The organism is Micromonospora sp. NPDC047134 (assembly GCF_040643455.1).
Classification (GTDB): Bacteria; Actinomycetota; Actinomycetes; order Mycobacteriales; family Micromonosporaceae; genus Micromonospora.
Genome location: NZ_JBEYUI010000028.1, coordinates 20,721 through 39,832 on the forward strand (window position 1 = coordinate 20,721; position 19,112 = coordinate 39,832).

3 protein-coding genes are annotated in these 19,112 nt (G+C 71.7%); all 3 read right to left on the reverse strand.

All coding sequences use genetic code 11. From position 1 onward, the window contains the following. Positions 1-261: 261 nt before the first annotated feature. Positions 262-468 carry an MbtH family protein gene (locus ABZ795_RS25175; RefSeq protein ID WP_357532126.1) on the reverse strand — a complete coding sequence of 69 codons (207 nt, stop codon included), beginning with the start codon at positions 466-468 and terminating at the stop codon, positions 262-264. 34 nt (positions 469-502) lie between these two features. After that, positions 503-14,050 carry an amino acid adenylation domain-containing protein gene (locus ABZ795_RS25180; protein ID WP_357532127.1) on the reverse strand — a complete coding sequence of 4,516 codons (13,548 nt, stop codon included), beginning with the start codon at positions 14,048-14,050 and terminating at the stop codon, positions 503-505. A 220-nt stretch (positions 14,051-14,270) separates the two neighbouring features. Continuing rightward, positions 14,271-19,079 carry a condensation domain-containing protein gene (locus ABZ795_RS25185; RefSeq protein ID WP_357532145.1) on the reverse strand — a complete coding sequence of 1,603 codons (4,809 nt, stop codon included), beginning with the start codon at positions 19,077-19,079 and terminating at the stop codon, positions 14,271-14,273. Positions 19,080-19,112 lie beyond the last annotated feature (33 nt).

The window sequence follows — 19,112 nt, forward strand, 5'->3', positions numbered from 1 at the left end:
CGCCGACAGCACACGTGCCGGTTTTCTGAGAATCCGACCCGGTACCGCGAAGGGAAACTGCGTCCCGGTTCGCGGTCGACGTATCCGGTGGTTCCATTTCGCACAGGTCGAATATAAGAGCGGCCGATGTCGGCGGACGGTAGTTGGACGGGCAGGACGGTGGGCAGTCGGACCGGCAGTGACCGAACACCGGCACACGCCGGCGGCCCCTGCTCACGACGTGAGCAGGGGCCGCCGGCGCATGATCCGGGTAGCGGTCGCCTATGCGTACTGCTCCACCAGGCTCCGCGGTCGGATGTCGGTCCAGGAGTTCTCGACGTACGCCAGGCACTCCGCCCGGCCGGCCGGGCCGAAGGCGGTCTGCCAGCCGCCCGGCACGGCGGCGAAGACCGGCCAGAGGCTGTGCTGGGCCTCGGCGTTCACCAGCACCAGGAAAGTGCCGTCCTCATCGTCGAACGGATTCGCCATGTCATTTCCCCTCTCGAAGGTTTCCGGAGTTCTCTTATGCCATTTCGGCAAGTCTTGCGGCGAGCTTCTCGCCGATTTCCGTGAGTGGTTCCCGTTCGGTCATCCGAAGATGGGTGGTGGCCACGTCGTGCCACTCGATGGCGCCGCTGAAGTGCTCCTCCCACAGTCTCGGTGACGGGCCGTCGGCCACGCCGGCACGGCTGGCGGAGAAGAACAACAGGTCACCGGCGACCACCCCGGGCCGGTACGCGGCCATGATGTCGGCGTGGTTGACGGCGGCCCGGACCAGGGCGTGGACCTCGCCGGGGGTGAAACCGGCGAGCACCGGGTCGCGACGGCGCAGGACCTCGACCACCGCCGCCGGGTCGTACCGGTCGAGGAGCCCGTCCGGCAGCTCGCCGGTCTCTCCGTGGTCGTCGCCGAGCAGCATCAGCATGGTCTCGCGCTCGGTGCGCGGCCGGGCCGCCTCCTCGACGGACACCGGGTAGGCGTCCATCATGGCCAGCAGCTCGACCTCTTCGCCGGTCTGTTGCAGCGCAGTGGCCATCGCGTGTGCGACGACCCCGCCGAAGGACCAGCCGAGCAGCCGGTACGGGCCGTGCGGTTGCACCCGACGGATCTCCGCCAGGTACTCCTCGGCCAGCTCGGGTACTCCTGCGGCCCGGTAACCGGGCAGGCTCAGCGCCCGGGTCTGCAGGCCGTAGATCGGCTGATCCGGGCCGAGGTGCCGGGCGAGTCCGGCGTACGACCAGCTCATGCCGGCGCCGGGGTGGACACAGAACAGCGGGCGGCGTCCGCCGGACGGTTGCAGCGGCACCAGGACCTCGGAGGCCTCCCCGCGCCGCGTCCCGTCGAGCAGCCCGGCGACGGTCGGCCGGTCGAACAGGTCGCGGACCCGGATGTCGAGACCCAAGGTGTCGCGGATCCGGCTGACCAGCTTGGTGGCGAGCAGGGAGTGCCCGCCGAGTTCGAAGAAGTTGTCGTCGACGCTGACCGCTGCGACGTCGAGGGCTTCGGCGAACAGGCCGCACATGAGGTGTTCGTCGGGGGTTCGGGGGGCTCGCCCGCTGCGCTGTCCCTGCTGGGGGGCGGGTAGGGCACGGCGGTCGAGTTTGCCGTTGGCGGTGACGGGGAGTTGGTCGAGTACCACCACCGCGTTCGGCACCATGAAGTCGGGCAGGGTGCGGGCGGTGAGCTGACGTACGGTCGCCTCCCAGTCGCGTGGGGCGGCCGCCTGGGTGGGGACGATGTAGGCGACGAGTCGCTTGTCGCCCGGCCGGTCCTCGCGGACGATGACGGCGACCTGCCCGATGCCGGGGTCCTCGCCGATGGTGGCTTCGATCTCGGCCGGTTCGATGCGGAAGCCCCGGATCTTGACCTGGCCGTCGGCTCGACCGATGAAGCGGAGTCGTCCCTGGCTGGTCCAGGCGACGAGGTCGCCGGTGCGGTACATGCGAGCGCCGTCGGGGTCGTACGGGTCGGCGACGAAGCGCTCGGCGGTCAGCCCCGGCCGTCCGAGGTAGCCGCGGGCGACCTGGTCGCCGGCGAGATAGAGCTCGCCGGTGGCGCCGAGGGGTACGGGGTTGAGGTGTTCGTCCAGGACGTAGGTGCGGTTGTTGTCGAGGGGACGGCCCAGGTGGATGCCGCCGAACTCGCCCCGGTCGGTGTCGAAGCGCTGGTGGTGGGAGGCGAAGGTGACCTCGGTGGGGCCGTAGCTGTGGACGACGACCGTGTTGGGGCAGTGGTCGAGGACTCGTTGCATGGCGGCTGGTGAGGCGGTGTCGCCGCCGGTCCAGACCTCTTCGAGTCGGGCGAGGGTGTCGAGTCCTTCGTCGGCCATGATGTGGAACAGGCCCATGGTGAAGTAGGCGGCGGTGATCTGGTGCCGGGTGATGGTGTCGGCTAGTTCCGCCAGGTCGGCGCCTTCCCCGGGGGCGATGACGAGTTCCCCGCCGAGCAGCAGCGGCACCCACATCTCGTAGGTGGAGGAGTCGAAGCCGTAGTTGGAGTGGACGAGCATCCGGCGGTGGTGGTCGGCGTTCCAGCAGCGGTCGGCGGCGAGTTCGCGGACGTTGTGGTGGGTGACACCCACGCCCTTGGGTCGGCCGGTGGAGCCGGAGGTGAACATGACGTACATCAGGGACCGGTCGTCCAACGGCAGGTTCGGGTCGTCGTCGCGGCCACCGGTCGGACCGTCGAAGGGCACGATCACGGTGCCGTGCTCCCGCTCCGCGTCCAGGGCCGGGTTGGTCTCGGCGTGCCGGTCGACCAGCAGCACCGGAGCCGCCGAGTCCGCCATGATGGTGCGTACCCGGGCCGGTGGGAGGGTGGTCCCGACCGGCACGTACGCCGCACCGCACTTGAGCACCGCCAGGCTGGCCGCGATCAGGTCCGCGCCCCGGTGCATCAGGACGCCGACGGTGGACTGGGGTGTGACGCCGGCCGCGATCAGACGGTGGGCCAGCAGGTTGGCGCGTCGGTTCAGCTCGGCGTAGCTGATCCGCTGCTCGCCGAAGGTGACGGCGGTGTGGTCGGGGGTGCGCCGGGCCTGCTCCTGGAAGGCTTCGTGGACGCAGCCTCGGGTGGCGGGGACGGTGGTGTCGTTGTAGGCGACGAGGAGTTGGTGGCGTTCCTCGGCGCTGAGAAGGTCCAGTTCGCCGACGCGCTGTTCCGGGTCGGCGACGGCCGAGTGCAGCAGTCGGGTGAGTCGTCCGGCGAGGAGTGCGGCGGTGTGCTCGTCGAACAGGTCGGTGGCGTATTCGAGGGCGCCGTCGAGTCCGGCGGGTGCGCCGGTGGCGTCGGTCAGCTCACCGACGGACAGGGTCAGGTCGAACTTGACGGTACCGATGGCCAACGGGACGTCGCTGCCGGCGAAGGGTGAACCCGTGGTGTCGGTCGGAGCGGTGTTGTTGACCATCAGCATGATCTGGAACAGGGGGTGGTGTGCGGTGGTGCGGGTGGGGTTGAGTTCTTCGACGAGGCGTTCGAAGGGGAGGTCCTGGTTGTCGTAGGCGGCGAGGTCGGTGTCGCGGACGCGGGTGAGGAGTTCGGTGAAGGTGGGGTTGCCGGCGACGTTGGTGCGTAGGACGAGGGTGTTGACGAAGAAGCCGACGAGGTTGTCGAGGGCTTCGTCGGTGCGTCCGGCGACGACGGTGCCGATGGGGATGTCGGTGCCGGAGCCCATCCGGGACAGCAGGGCGGCGAACGCGGCCTGCAACACCATGAACACCGACGTACCGGTGGTGCGGGCCACCCGCAGCAGCGCCGCATGGCCGGCCGCGTCCAGGGTGAACCGGACGGCGTCACCACGGTGGCTGGCACGGGCCGGTCTCGGCCGGTCGGCCGGGAGGTCCAGCACCTGCGGCGCGTCGGCGAGGGTGGTGCGCCAGTGGTCGAGTTGCCCGGCGAGCAGGCTGTCGGGGGCGTTCGCGTCGCCGAGGAGATCGCGTTGCCAGCGGGTGTAGTCGGTGTAGCTGACCGGCAGCGGAGTCCAGTCGGGTACGTGGCCGGCGGTGCGGGCCTGGTAGGCGATGGTGAGGTCGCGCAGCAGGGGCGCCATGGAGGCGCCGTCGCCGGCGATGTGGTGCAGGACGACGACCAGCACCTGGGCAGCGCCGGTGGGTCGCAGGAGCCAGGTCTTCAGCATCGGATCGGTGCTGAGATCGAAGACGTGTCCGACAGCGGCCTCGACGGCCGCGGGTAGCTGGTCGGGGGTGAGGTCCGCAACGGTCAGTCCTGGTCCGGGATCATCGAGGATGACCTGGTGGGGTTCGCCGTCGATGGTGCGGAACACCGTACGCAGGGCGTCCTGGCGGTGCAGGACGTCGGTCAGGGCGGCGGCCAGGACGTCCGCGTCGAGGTCGTGGTCCAGTTGGAGGGCGACGGGGATGTTGTAGACAGCGCTGGGGCCGTTGAGTTCGTTGATGAACCAGAGCCGGTGCTGGGCGTACGACAGCGGCACCGGACCGGTCGACTCGGTTGCCACCAGCGCGGGCCGTACGGGCGTGCCGGCCAGCTCCCGGATGCGGTGCAGCAGTCCGGCCGGGGTCGGAGCTCCGAACACGTCCCGCACCCCGATCTCGGTGCGGAAGACCACCCGGATCCGGTTCACCAGTTTGGTGGCGAGCAGTGAGTGTCCGCCGAGGTCGAAGAAGCCGTCGTCGACGCCGACTGCGGGGACGCCCAGGGCTTCGGCGAACAGGTCGCACATGAGGTGTTCGTTGGGAGTGCGGGGCGCCCGTCCGGTGCTTTGGCCGTATTCCGGTGCGGGCAGGGCGCGACGGTCGAGTTTGCCGTTGGCGGCCAGCGGCAGCCGCTCCAGCATCACGAAGGCGGCCGGCACCAGATGGGCGGGGAGTGTCTCGGCGGCGGCGCGGCGCAGCTCGCCCTCGTCCAGCTCCGACCCCTCCGCAGCGGGCGTCAGGTACGCCACGAGCCGTTTGTCGCCGGGCCGGTCCTCACGGACGATCACGGCCACCCCGCCGACGCCGGGCTGTCGGGCGAGCACCGCCGCGATCTCACCGGGCTCGATTCGGAATCCTCGGATCTTGACCTGGTCGTCGGCCCGTCCGACGATCGCCACCGCGCCGTCGCGGGTCCAGCGGGCCAGGTCGCCGGTGCGGTACATCCGGGCGCCGGCCGGATCGAACGGGTTGGCGACGAAGCGCTCGGCGGTCAGCGCGGTCTGGCGCAGGTACCCGTCGGCCAGCCCGGTACCGGCGACATAGATCTCGCCGGTGACCCCGACCGGGACCGGCCGCAGCTCATCGTCAAGGATGTAGCAGGCGCGGTTGACCAGTGGCGCACCGACCGGGACCGGCGCATGGTCCGGCGGTGCCTGGACCTGGTGGCAGTTGGTGAAGATCATGCTCTCCACCGGCCCGTAGGCGTGGATCAGGCGCTGTCGGGGCAGCAGGCGGCGGGCCCGGGCCAGGTGCTCCACCGAGGGCGCCTCACCACCGGTCATCACCTGCCCGACGGCGGCGAGCGTGTCGGGGTATTCGTCGAGCATGACGTTGAACAGCCCGGCCGACAGCCACAGGGTGGTGATCCCGTGGCGGGTGACCAGTTCGGCGATCCGGGCCGGCTCCGGCCGCTGGCCGGGGTGCAGCACGCAGCTGGCGCCGTGCAGCAGCGGGCCCCAGAAGTCCAGCGCGAACGCGTCCCAGGAGACCGGCGCGCTCTGCAACCACACCTGATCCGGTCCGAAGTCGACGAAGTCCTGCCCGGTGAGGGTTCCGACGATGGCCCGGTGGGACGCGAGCGCCCCCTTGGGCGTTCCGGTGGAGCCGGAGGTGAACATGATGCAGGCCGGGTCGCCGGGGTCGCCGGCAGGTAGGGCGGGCACATCCGCCGGTGGCGCACCGGGGACGGCGCCCGCCTCGTCGACCAGCACGGTGACTGCGGGACGCGCGGTGCCGAGCCGACCGGCCAGGTCGTTCGCGGTGACCAGCGCGGCCGGCGCGGCGTCGTCGGCCAGGGCGGTCAGCCGGGCATCCGGAAACTCCGGATCGAGCAGGGCGTACGCGGCACCGGCGCGCAGCGTGGCGAGCACGGCGACGGCCATCGGCAGGCCACGCTCCAGCAGCACACCGACGATGTCCCCGCGCCGTACGCCGACCGTCACGAGATGCCGGGCGAGCCGGTCGGCGGCGAGGTCGAGTTCGGCGTACGTCATCCGGGTGTCGCCGTCGATCAGCGCGATCCGGTCCGGGCCGGCGGCGACCTGGCGGGCGAACACCTCGGTGACCCGCAGGTCCGGTGCGGGCGTGCCGCTGTCGTTGAAGGTGGTCAGCAGGGTGTGCCGCTGATCGGCGGTGAGCAGGTCGTGCCGCCCGACGGGGGCGTCGGGTTCGGTGGCGAGTGCGCCGAGCAGCCGGGTGAAGGTGGCGCAGAGGTCGTGGACCGTCTCGGTGTCGAAGAGGTCGGAGGCGTACTCGAGGAGGCCGTCCATCCCGTCGGGGGCGCCGGTGGGATCCTGCCGTTCGGCGACGGAGAGGGTCAGGTCGAACTTGACCGTGCCCACCTCGAAGCCGACCTCGGTGCCGGCGAACGGGGATCCGTCGGCGTCGGCCCCGACGGCGTTGCGGACCATCAGCATCACCTGGAACAGCGGGTGGTGTGCGGTGGTGCGGGCCGGGTTGAGTTCCTCGACGAGACGCTCGAAGGGAATGTCCTGGTGTTCGTATGCGGCCAGGTCGGTCTCCCGGACCCGGGCCAGCAGTTCGGTGAAGGTGGGGTCACCGGAGACGTCGGTCCGCAGCACGAGGGTGTTGACGAAGAAGCCGACCAGGTCGTCGAGGGCCTCGTCGTCCCGACCTGCCACCACAGTGCCGATGGGGATGTCGGTGCCGGAGCCCATCCGGGACAGCAGCACCGCGAAGGCGGCCTGGACCACCATGAACATCGACGTGCCGGCGGCACGGGCCACCTGCCGCAGCGCGGCATGGGTGGCCGCATCCAGCGTGAACGGCACTCCGTCGCCCTGGTGGCTGGCCCGCGCCGGGCGGGGCCGGTCGGCGGGCAACTCCAGCACCTGCGGTGCGTCGGCCAGGGTGTGCCGCCAGAAGTCGAGCTGCCGGGCCAGGAGGCTGTCCGGGTCGTCGGCCGCGCCGAGCAGATCCCGCTGCCAGAGGGTGTAGTCGACGTACCGTACCGGCAGGGGCGCCCACTGCGGTTGCTGTCCCACGGTCCGCGCTGCGTAGGCCGTCGACAGGTCCCGCAGCAGCGGTGCCATCGACATGCCGTCACCGGCGATGTGGTGCAGGACCACCACCAACACCTGGGGCGCACCGGCCGGGCGCAGCAGCCAGACCCGGACGGGGATCTGCGTGGCCAGGTCGAAGACGTGCCCGGCCGCCGCCTCCACCGCCGCCGACACCTCGTCGGGGGTCAGGTCCCGCACGGTCACCTCGGGGCGTACCCCGTCGAGAACCACCTGGTGGGGCTCGCCGTCGGTGACCTGGTAGACGGTGCGCAGCACCTCCTGCCGTTCGACGACGTCGGCGAGGGCCGCCGCCAGGACGTCCGGGTCGATCGCCTGATCCAGTCGGATGGCGACGGGGATGTTGTAGATCGCACTCGGGCCGTCGAGTTCACCGAGGAACCAGAGGCGGCGCTGCGCGTAGGACAACGGCACCGGGCCATCCGGTGCGGACGCCACCAGCGCGGGCCGCACGGGCGTACCGGCCAGCTCGCGGATCCGGTCGAGAAGCCCCAGCGGGGTCGGTGTCTGGAAGACGTCCCGGACCCCGATCTCCGCTGCGAAGACCGCCCGGATCCGATTCACCAGTTTGGTGGCCAGCAGTGAGTGCCCGCCGAGAGTGAAGAAGCCGTCGTCGATGCCGACCGTGGGAACTCCGAGGACCTCGGCGAAGAGGTCGCACATGAGCTCCTCGTTCGGGGTGCGGGCGGCACGGCCGACGCGCTGCTGCTGCTGGGGGGCGGGCAGGGCGCGGCGGTCGAGTTTGCCGTTGACGGTGACCGGTAGTTGATCGAGCACCACCACCGCCGAGGGGACCATGTAGTCGGGCAGGGTCCGTGCGGTTCGTTGCCGTACGGCCGTCTCCCAGTCGGCGTCGGGCCGGGCGGCTGCCCCGTGAGCGGGCGCGATGTACGCGACGAGCCGCTTGTCGCCGGGCCGGTCCTCGCGGACGATCACGGCGACCTGACCGATGGCCGGGTCCGCGGTGATGGTGGCCTCGATCTCGGCGAGTTCGATGCGGAAGCCGCGGAGTTTGACCTGTCCGTCCGCGCGGCCGACGAAGCGCAGCTCGCCCCGGCTGCTCCAGGCGACGAGGTCACCGGTGCGGTACATCCGCCCGCCGGCCGGGTCGAACGGGTCGGCGACGAAGCGTTCGGCGGTCAGTCCCGGCCGTCCGAGGTAGCCGCGGGCGACCTGCTCGCCGGCCAGGTACAGCTCGCCGGTGCCGCCCAGGGGCACCGGGCGTAGCCGCTCGTCGAGCACGTACGTGCGGTTGTTGTCCAGCGGCCGGCCCAGGTGCACCCCGCCGAACTCGCCTCGGTCGGTGTCGAACCGCTGCTGGTGGGAGGCGAAGGTGACCTCGGTCGGGCCGTAGCTGTGCACCAGCACCGTGTCCGGGCAGTGTGCCAGCACCCGGGCGACGGCGGCGGGGGAGGCCACATCACCTCCGGTCCAGACCTCCTTCAGCCGGGCCAGGGTGTCCAGCCCTTCGTCGGCCATGATGTGGAACAGACCCATGGTGAAGTAGGCGGCGGTGACGTCGTACCGGGTGATGGTGCGGGCGATCTCCGCCAGGTCGGCGCCTTCTCCGGGGGCGATGACGAGTTCCCCGCCGAGCAGCAGCGGCACCCACATCTCGTAGGTGGAGGAGTCGAAGCCGTAGTTGGAGTGCACCAGCATCCGCCGGTGGTGTGCCGCGTTCCAGCAGCGGTCGTTGACGAGTTCGCGGACGTTGTGGTGGGTGACACCCACGCCCTTGGGTCGACCGGTGGAGCCGGAGGTGAACATGACGTACATCAGGGACTGCTCGTCCAACGGCAGGTTCAGGTCGTCATCGCGACTGCCGGTCCGATCATCGGTCGGGTTGTCGAAGGGAACGATGACGGTGCCGTGGGCGTGTTCTTCGGCCAGTGCGGGGTTGGTGCCGGCGTGGCTGTCGACCAGCAGCACCGACGCCGCCGCGTCGGTCATGATGGTGCGGACGCGGGCCGGTGGCAGGGTGGTGCCGACCGGTACGTAGGCGGCTCCGCACTTGAGTACGGCGAGGCTGGCGATGACGAGGTCGGCGCCGCGGTGCATGAGGACGCCGACGGTGGATTGTGGTGCGACGCCGGCCGCGACGAGTCGGTGGGCCAGCCTGTTGGCGCGTCGGTTCACTTCGGCGTAGGTGAGTTGTTGTTCGCCGAAGGTGATGGCGATGTGCTCGGGGGTGGTCCGGGCCTGCTCCTGGAAGGCTTCGTGCACGCAGCCCCGGCTGGGCGGGACGGTGGTGTCGTTGTAGGCGACCAGGAGCTGGTCCCGCTCCTCGTCGCTGAGCAGGTCGAACTCGCTGACGCGTCGGCGCGGGTCGGCCACGGCGGCGGTCAGTAGCCGGGCGAACCGGTCGGCCAGCATCGCGGCGGTGTGCTCGTCGAACAGGTCGGTGGCGTACTCGAGGGTGCCGTTCAGTCCGGCGGGGGCACCGATGGTGTCCACCCCCTCGCGGATGGAGAGGGTCAGGTCGAACTTGACGGTGCCGAGGTCGAAGGGGATCTCCGTACCGTCGAAGGGCGAACCCTCGGGATCGGGCTGGGCGGTGTTGCCGACCATCAGCATGATCTGGAACAGGGGGTGGTGTGCGGTGGTGCGGGTGGGGTTGAGTTCTTCGACGAGGCGTTCGAAGGGGAGGTCCTGGTTGTCGTAGGCGGCGAGGTCGGTGTCGCGGACGTGGGTGAGGAGTTCGGTGAAGGTGGGGTTGCCGTCGACGTTGGTGCGTAGGACGAGGGTGTTGACGAAGAAGCCGACGAGGTTGTCGAGGGCTTCGTCGGTGCGTCCGGCGACGACGGTGCCGATGGGGATGTCGGTGCCGGAGCCCATCCGGGACAGCAGGGCGGCGAACGCGGCCTGCATCACCATGAAGATGGTCGTGCCACTGTCATGGACGAGTCGCAGCACCGCCCGGTGCATGTCCGCGTCGAGCCGGAACGGCACCGCACCCCCGCGGTGGCTCGCCTGGGCCGGTCGGGGCCGGTCGGCGGGCAGGTCGATGACCTGGGGGGCCCCGGTCAACGTCTCCCGCCAGAAGGTCAACTGCCGGTTCAGCAGGCTGTCGGGGTCCTCGGCGTCGCCGAGGAGGTCGCGTTGCCAGAGGGTGTAGTCGGTGTAGGTGACCGGTAGTGGGGTCCAGTCGGGTGCGTGGCCCGCCAGGCGGGCCTGGTAGGCGGTGGTGATGTCACGCAGCAGGGGGGCCATGGAGGAGCCGTCCCCGGCGATGTGGTGCAGGACCACGACCAACACCTGGGCGGCGTCGGCGGGGCGCAGCAGCCAGGTCTTCAGCATCGGGTCGGCACTGAGGTCGAAGACATGTCCGACGGCGGCTTCGACGGCTGCGGGTACCTCGTCGGCGGTGAGGTCGAGGACGGTCAGCCCTGAAGCGGGGTTGTCGAGCACGACCTGGTAGGGCTCGCCGTCGATGGTGCGGAAGACGGTACGCAGCGCCTCCTGGCGGTGGAGGACGTCGGCCAGGGCGGCGGCCAGAACCTCCGCGTCGAGGTCGTTGTCGAGTCGGATCGCGACGGGGATGTTGTAGATGGCGCTCGGGCCGTTGAGCTCGTTGATGAACCACAGCCGGTGCTGCGCGTACGACAACGGCACCCGCTCCGTCGGCGCCGCGGCCACCAGCGCGAGCCGGTCCCGACCGGTCAGCTCCCCGATCCGGTGACCCAGCGCGGCAGGGGAGGGGGCGAGGAAGATGTCGCGGATGCCGACCTCGGCATCGAGTACCGACCGGATCCGGTTGACCAGCCGGATCGCGAGCATGGAGTGTCCACCGAGGGCGAAGAAGTCGTCGCCCGGGGCCACCGTGGGCAGGCTCAGCACCTCGGCGAACAGGTCACACAGGAGCGCGGTACGGGGAGAGCCGTCGTGCCCGCCGACGAATGCGGGGACCGCGACCGGGCGGGTACGGGCGGCGCGGCGCCGCTCATCCAGGCCCGCCTGCTCGGCGGCGGTGAGCACCTCGAGGGCGCTGACCGGGGTGCTCGGGTCGGTGGCGGCGGCCCGCAGCAGCCGCAGGTACGTCTCCAGCATCAGGGCCGCGGTGTCGGCGTCGAACAGGTCCACGTCGTACTGGAGCCAGATCTCGACCTCGGCGTCGTCGGCGGTGGCGATGCAGGAGAAGCTGAGGTCGAACTTGGCGGTGTCGAGGCCGGCCGGGGCGATCCGGCCGTCGAGGTCGAGGATCCGCAGCTGGTCCGGGGTGGACGTGTTGACGGTCAACATCACCTGGAAGAACGGATGGTGCGCCAGCGACCGGACCGGGTTGAGTCGCTCCACCAGCAGGTCGAACGGGACCTCGGCGTGCGCGTACGCGGCGAGATTGTTGTCGCGTACCCGGACGAGCAGGTCGGCGAAGCTGGGGTCGTCGGAGAGGTCGGTGCGCAGCACGGCGGTGTTGACGAAGAAGCCGATGAGGTCGTGCAGCGCCTCGTCGCCGCGTCCGGCGACGGGGGTACCGACCGGCACGTCAGGGCCGACGCCGAGCCGGGTGAGGGTGGCCGCGAGCGCGGCGTGGAGGAGCATGAACGCGCTGGCCTGGTGGGTGTCGCCGAGGTTGCGCAGGCGCTGGTGGGTGTCGGCGTCGAGGACCGCGCACAGCGAGGCGCCCCGGTGGCCGAATTCGACCGGGCGGGGCCGGTCCAGTGGCAGGTCGAGCACGGCCGGCAGATCGGCGAGGGTTTCGCGCCACCAGGACAGGTGGCGGGCCATCAGGCTCTCCGGCTGGTCGGCGTCGCCGAGCAGTTCCCGCTGCCAGAGGGCGTAGTCGGCGTACTGGACGGGCAGCGGCTCGAAGTCTGGTTCCGTTCCGGCCAGGCGGGCCCGGTAGGCGATCTCCAGGTCGCGCAGCATCGGGGCCAGTGACCAGCCGTCGGTGGCGATGTGGTGCACCAGCACCACCAGCACCGAGCGCTGCGGCGTGTCGACGAGCAGCAGGGACCGCAGTGGCGGCTGCGTCGCGATGTCGAAGGTACCGTCGATGAACTCGGCCACCCGGGTGTCGACGTCGTCGCCATGGCAGTCCTGCACGACCAGCAGCCGGGGGCCGGGGTCGTCGAGGATCCGCTGGACGGGCGTGCCGTCGACCGAGGGGTACACGGTGCGCAGCACCTCGTGCCGGGTCGCCAGGTCGGTCAGCGCAGCGGCCAGCGCCTGCTGGTCCGGTACCCCGTCCAGTTCGATCACCAGCGGCATGTTGTACGTCGCCGTCGGGCCCTCCATGGCGTGGAGGAACCACAGCCGGTGCTGGGAGTAGGACAGCGGGATGAGTTCCTCGCCCGGCTCGGGCCGGTACTCGGCCGACCCCGAGCCGGCGTACGGCTCGGCGGCGGTGGGGCCACCCGGCCCGGACGCCGGGGTGGCCCGCAGCGTGCCCCGGTCGATCTTGCCGGTGCTGCTGCGGGGCAGGGCACCCACGAGCCGGACCACGCCGGGCACCGCCGCGGCGGGCAGCCGCTGCGCGAGATAGCCGCGGACCTCGTCCGCGCTGACCGTGCCGGCCACGTACGCCACCAGGCGCTTCATGCCGTTGCCGAGGTCCTGGGCGACGACGGCGCATTCGCGTACCCCGTCGAGGCCGAGCAGGACCGACTCGACGGCCGCCGGATCGATCCGGTGTCCGTTGATCTTGACTTCGTCGTCCAGCCGGCCCAGGTAGTCCAGTTGACCGTCGTCCCGGACCCGGACCCGGTCACCGGTGCGGTAGGCGGGCTGCCCGCCGAGGGTGGTGAAGCGGTCGGCGGTCAATTCCGGGCGACCCAGATAACCGTCAGCGAGCGCGCCGCCGAGCAGCCACAGCTCACCGTCGACGACGGCCGCCCGCACCCCGGGCAGGGGCAGCCCGATCGGTACCTCGTCGGCGTCGTCGTGCCCGGACAGGTCGGCCACGGTCGCGACCACGGTCGCCTCGGTCGGCCCGTACGTGTTGAGCAGCCGTACCCGGTCGCCGACGGCCTGCCGCCAGCGGGCCACCCGCTCGGGTAGCGCCGCCTCACCACCGATGATCACGGTCTGGAGGGTCGGCGGCAGCTCGGCGACCCCGGTGGCGAGAGCGTACGCCAGCTCGTGCCAGTACGCCGTCGGCAGGTCCAGAACGGTGATCCCGTGGCGGACACAACCGGCCAGCAGCGCCGGTACGTCGAGCATGTCGTCGTCGCGCAGCACGAGTGTGCCGCCGGCGGTGAGGGTCAGGAAGATCTCCTCGACGCTGGCGTCGAAGTGCAGGGGGGCGAACTGGAGCATCCGGTCGTCGGCGGTGACACCGTACCGGCAGGTCGCTGCGGCGACGAAGTGTGCCAGGGCGGCCTGTCCGACAAGGACCCCGTTGGGCGTTCCGGTGGAACCGGAGGTGTAGATGACGTAGGCCGTACCGACTGGCACGCCTGCCCCGCTGAGCACCACCTCGCCCTGCGCGATCACCTGGGCCAGGGCCGGCGGCGCCCCCGCGCAGGCGTCGGCGAGGATCGCCTCGTTGCGGGCGGCCGGCGCGGCCGGATCCAGCGGCAGGTACGCGGCCCCGGTACGCAACACGGCCAGGACCGAGACGATCGCCTCCACACTGCGGGCCCGGCAGACGGTCACCAGTCGGCCAGGTCCGGCACCCTCGGCGTGCAACAGTTCGGCGCGCAGTGCGACGGCCGCGTCCAACTCCGCGTAGCTGAGGCGGGTCGCCCCGGCGACCAGGGCCGGGCGGTCCGGGTCGGCGGCGACCCGCTGGGCGAACGCCTGCGACACGCCGACGACCGGCCCGGTGAGCGGCCCGCCGTTGAGGACCGTGCTCGCCCGGCGGTCGTCGCGGCCCGGCCCGGCCTGGACAACCGGTTCCGCGTAGTCGATCGATGGCATTGCACTTCCTCCTGCGGTATGCGGACGGGGTGAGCCCCGGACGGTCGCGTGTCTAACTCCAAAGTGGACGGAACTGGTGCCGCGTCCGGCCGTCGACTGCCGGCGGAGAGGGCCCGCCGGAAGGGAAAAGCCCCGGCGGTGCGCTGACATCAGGCTAGTCAGCACACCACCGGGGCAGCGGCAGTCGGCGCGGCAGGATGCTCCCGCCTCCGGAGCAGGTCTACCGCACGCCGGCCCGACGGCGCAGGGTCGGCCGGGCCGGCGTCACGGTGGCCGTCAGCCGTTCCACGAGCGCCGCCACGGTCGGCGCCTGGAACACGTCCCGGATCGTCACCTCGACCGACAAGGTCGACCGAATCCGGTTGACCAGTCGCACCGCCAGCAGCGAGTGCCCGCCGATGCGGAAGAAGTTGTCGTCGAGACCGACCGGGCGCCCACCGAGCAACTCCGAGAAGATGTCCCGCAGCACCTCCTCGCGCGGATCCCGGGCGGCCTTCCCGGCACCGGTGTCCTCCGGGTCGGGCAGCGCACAATGATCGAGCCGACCGTCTCCGGTGAGCGGAACCGTCGTCAACACCACGACCCGCGCGGGCACCAGGTGCTCCGGCAGAAGCTGCGCGACATGCCGCCGCACCTGCGCGACATCGACCGACGACGTCGTCGGCACGACATACGCCACCAACTGCTCGCCACCCTCGGCGGCTGCCCGGACGGACACCACCGCCCAGCGCACCGACGGATGACTGATCAACGCCGCACTCACCCGCTCCGGGTCGACCGGCACCCCGTTGCAGGTCGGCGCGGCGACCGGCCCGTGCACCCGCAGACCACCCTCGGCGGACCAACTCGCCGAGGTGCCGGTGGCGAACATCCGGCCACCACCCGCATCGGCGACGAAGCGGGCGGCGGTGGCACCGGGTCGGTCCGGGTAGCCGTCGGTGAGTCCGGGACCGCACAGGAACAGCTCGCCCCGGACCCCGGCGGGCACCGGCCGCAGTCGATCGTCGAGGACGTGACAGCGCAGCCCGTCCTGAGCCACCGGCACATCCGGGCCGGCCGGGGGTGTGTCGACCACCCGGCCCAGCGCCCACCATCCGCCCTCGACGCCGCCGTACCCGTGCACCAGGCGCAGCGTGGGATGACGATCTCGGGCCAGGGCCAGGTGGGCCGCCGCCGTACGACCGGTGACGAGGATCTGCCGTAGCCGGGCCAGCACCTGCGGGTGTTCCTCGACGAGCAGCGCGAACAGCTCCGCGGTGACCGCGAGGCTGGTGACGCCCTGCTCGGCGACCAGCCGCGCCAGCCGGGCGGCGGACGGCGGGGCCGGTGCCGGCAGCACGCAGGTGGCTCCGGTGCTCAACGCGGACCACAGCGGCATCAGGAACTCGCCACCGGTCGGCGCGGCCCACCCCAGCCAGACCTGAGCGGCGTCGGTGTCGAGGCCGACCCGTCGTGCCGCGCCGACCAGGGCCCGATGCGGGTACCGCACCGCACGCGGCCCGTCCGCGTCATCGACCACCAGTACGACAGCCCCATCGCCGGGGTCGCGTGGCCCGGGCGGTGGGGCGGCCGACCGCTCACGCCAACCATCCACGTCGGTCAGCACCGTACGGCCGACCGGCAGCCCGGCCAGCCGGGTCGCCTGGTCCGAGGTGGTGACCACCGCGGCGAGCACGACCGTACGGATGTGGGCGGCCAGCCTGTCATCGCGTGCCGCCGGGTCGAGCGGCAGGTACGTCGCCCCGGCCCGCAGCGCGGCGAGAACGGCCACCGCCAACGTCGGACCCGCCTCCAGGAGCACACCGACGGTGTCCCCCCGACGTACGCCGCGCGCGGCCAGGTGCGCGGCGAGCCGGTCGGCGTCGGCGTCCAGTTCGGCGTACCGGAACCGGTCGGACCCGGACACCAGGGCGACGGCCTGCGGGTTCTGGGCGGCGTGCCTCGCGACCAGGTCGGCGAGCCCGACCGACTCGGCCCGGCAGCCGTGGTCGGCCGCGGAGCCGTAGCGCCGGCGCTCGGCGGGGGTGAGGACGTCGAGGTCGTCGATCCGGGCGCCGGGGTCCGCCGTCACCGCACGTAGCAGCTGGACGAAACGGTCGGCCAGCAACTGCGCCGTGGCCGGGTCGAACAGGTCGGCGGCGTACTCCAGCGCACCCTTGAGGCCCTTGGGCGCACCCCCGTCGAACTCCTCCCGTATTCCCAGGGTGAGGTCGAACTTAGCGGTGCCGGTGGCGAACGGGACCTCCGTGCCGGCCAGCGCGCTCGGCCCGGCCGCACCGTTCTGCGCGCTGCCGGTGTTCTGCAGGACCAGGGTGACCTGGACCAGCGGGTGGTGTGCGGTGGACCGGTTCGGGTTGAGTTCCTCGACGAGGCGTTCGAAGGGGAGGTCCTGGTTGTCGTAGGCGGCGAGGTCGGTGTCGCGGACGCGGGTGAGGAGTTCGGTGAAGGTGGGGTTGCCGTCGACGTTGGTGCGTAGGACGAGGGTGTTGACGAAGAAGCCGACGAGGTTGTCGAGGGCTTCGTCGGTGCGTCCGGCGACGACGGTGCCGATGGGGATGTCGGTGCCGGAGCCCATCCGGGACAGCAGGGCGGCGAACGCGGCCTGCAACACCATGAACACGGTCGTGCCGCTGTCGCGCGCCGTACGCAGCACCGCACGGTGCAGATCCCCGTCCATTCCGAACGGCACCACATCACCGCGGTGGCTCGCCTGGGCCGGTCGGGGCCGGTCTGCGGGCAGGTCGAGGACCTGCGGTGCACCGGCGAGCGTGGTGCGCCAGAAGTCGAGCTGCCGGGCCAGCGCGCTGTCCGGATTTCCGGCACCGCCGAGCAGATCACGCTGCCAGAGCGTGTAGTCGGCGTACTGCACCGGCAGCGGCTGCCAGCCCGGTGCGGTACCGGCCAGCCGCGCCTCGTAGGCCACGGCGAGGTCCCGCAGCAGGGGCCCGGTCGACCAGCCGTCACCGGCGATGTGGTGCACCAGGACCACCAGCAGTTGACCGCCGTCGTCACAGCGCAGCAGCCACACCCGCAACGGGATCTGGGTGCCGAGGTCGAAGACGTGTCCGGTCACCGCGTCGATCACCCCCGGCAGATCGGCGACCGGCACTTCCAGCACGGTCACCTCGGGTTCGGCCCGGTCCAGCACCACCTGGCAGGGCTCACCGTCGATGACCGCGTACACGGTGCGCAGCACCTCGTGCCGATCCGCCACGTCGCGGACCGCCTCGGCCAGCGCTGACGGTTGCAGCGGCCGGTGCAGGCGCAGCACCACCGGGATGTTGTACATCCGGCTGGCCCCGCCCATCTCGTCGAGGAACCACAACCGGCGTTGCGCGTACGACAGCGGCAGCAGGTCCGGCCGGACCGCGGGGGTCAGCGGGGGGCGCGCCCCGGCCCCGGCCAGGGTCCCGATCCGGCGGTCCAGCCCGGCCACCGTGGGGTCCAGGAAGAAGTCCCGCAGCCCGACCTCCACCCCCAGCACCGCCCGGACCCGGTTGACCAGTTTGATGGCGAGCAGGGAGTGCCCGCCCCGGCGGAAGAAGCTGTCGTTGCGCCCGATGCGCTCCACGCCCAGTGCGGCGGCGAACAGGCCGCAGAGGATCTCCTCCCGCAGGCTGACCGGCCCGTCGTCCGGCAGGTCCGGCCGGCGTACCCCTGCGGTCTTGGCCCGGGCGATCCGCTCGGCGAACCCGGCGCGTTCGGTGTCGGTGACGACGTCGAGGGCACCGACGGTGCTGCTCGGGGCGAGGGCCACGGCCCGCAGCAGCCGCAGGTAGACCGCGAGCATCGACTCCACCGTGGCCCGGTCGAACAGGTCCACCGGGTACTGGAACTCCACCTGCACACCGGTCGGTGTGCCGCCGGAGTCACGCAGCTCGGTGCAGTAGACCGTCAGGTCGAACTTGGCCACCCCCAGGTCGACCGGGAGGGTCCGGGCGGGCAGGTCACCCAGGCGCAGCTCGGTCGGGGTGTGCGTGCCGACGGTCAGCATCACCTGGAAGAACGGGTGCTGTCCCGGCGCCCGGACCGGGTTGAGCTGCTCCACCACCAGGTCGAACGGCACCTCCTCGTGGGCGTACCCGGCCAGGTCCGTGTCGCGTACCCGGGCCAGCAGGTCGAGGAAGGTCGGGTCGCCGCAGACGTCGGTGCGCAGCACGACCGTGTTGGCGAAGAAGCCGACGAGATCGTGCAGGGCCTCGTCGGAGCGGCCGGCCACCGGGGCACCGATCGGTACGTCGGTACCCGCGCCGATGCGGGTCAGGGCGGCGGCCAGGGCGGCCTGCATGGTCATGAAGGTGCTGGCCCGCTGGGCCCGGGAGAGGTCCACCAGGCGGCGGTGGGTGTCGGCGTCGAGCAGGCCGGTGACCGTGCCGCCGGGCCCGGAGGCCCCGGTCGCGCGGGGCCGGTCGAAGGGCAGGGGCAGCGCCGAGGGGGAACCGGCCAGGTTCTCCCGCCACCAGGCCAGGGATCGGGACAGCTCGCTGTCCGGGTCCTCCACCTCCCCCAGCAGTTCCCGCTGCCAGAGGGTGTAGTCGGCGTACTGCACCGGCAGGGGCTCCCAGGCCGGGGCGGCACCGCCCAGCCGGGCCCGGTACGCGGTGGTCAGGTCCCGCAGCAGTGGGGCGATCGAGGCCCCGTCGGTGGCGATGTGGTGCAGCAGCAGCACCAGCACGGACTCCTCGGGCCCGCCGACGAACAGCCGGACCCGCAGCGGGGACTGTTCGGCGGCCAGGTCGAAGGTGCTGGTGCAGAAGCGCCTGACCTCCGCGTCGACCTCCTCCGGCGGGCACCGCCGGACCGGGACCGCGACCGTGGCCGTGGGCAGGACCCGCTGCACCGGCTCGCCGTCGGCCAGCGCGAAGACGGTACGCAGCACCTCGTGCCGGTCGACCACATCGGTGAGCGCCGCGGCCAGCACCTCGGGGTCCGGTACCCCGGACAGGGCCAGCACGACCGGCGCGTTGTAGGTCGACGAGGGGCCTTCCAACCGGTTCAGGAACCACAACCGGCGTTGCGCGTACGACATCGGAATCACGGGGGAACTCCTCCTGCTCGGCCA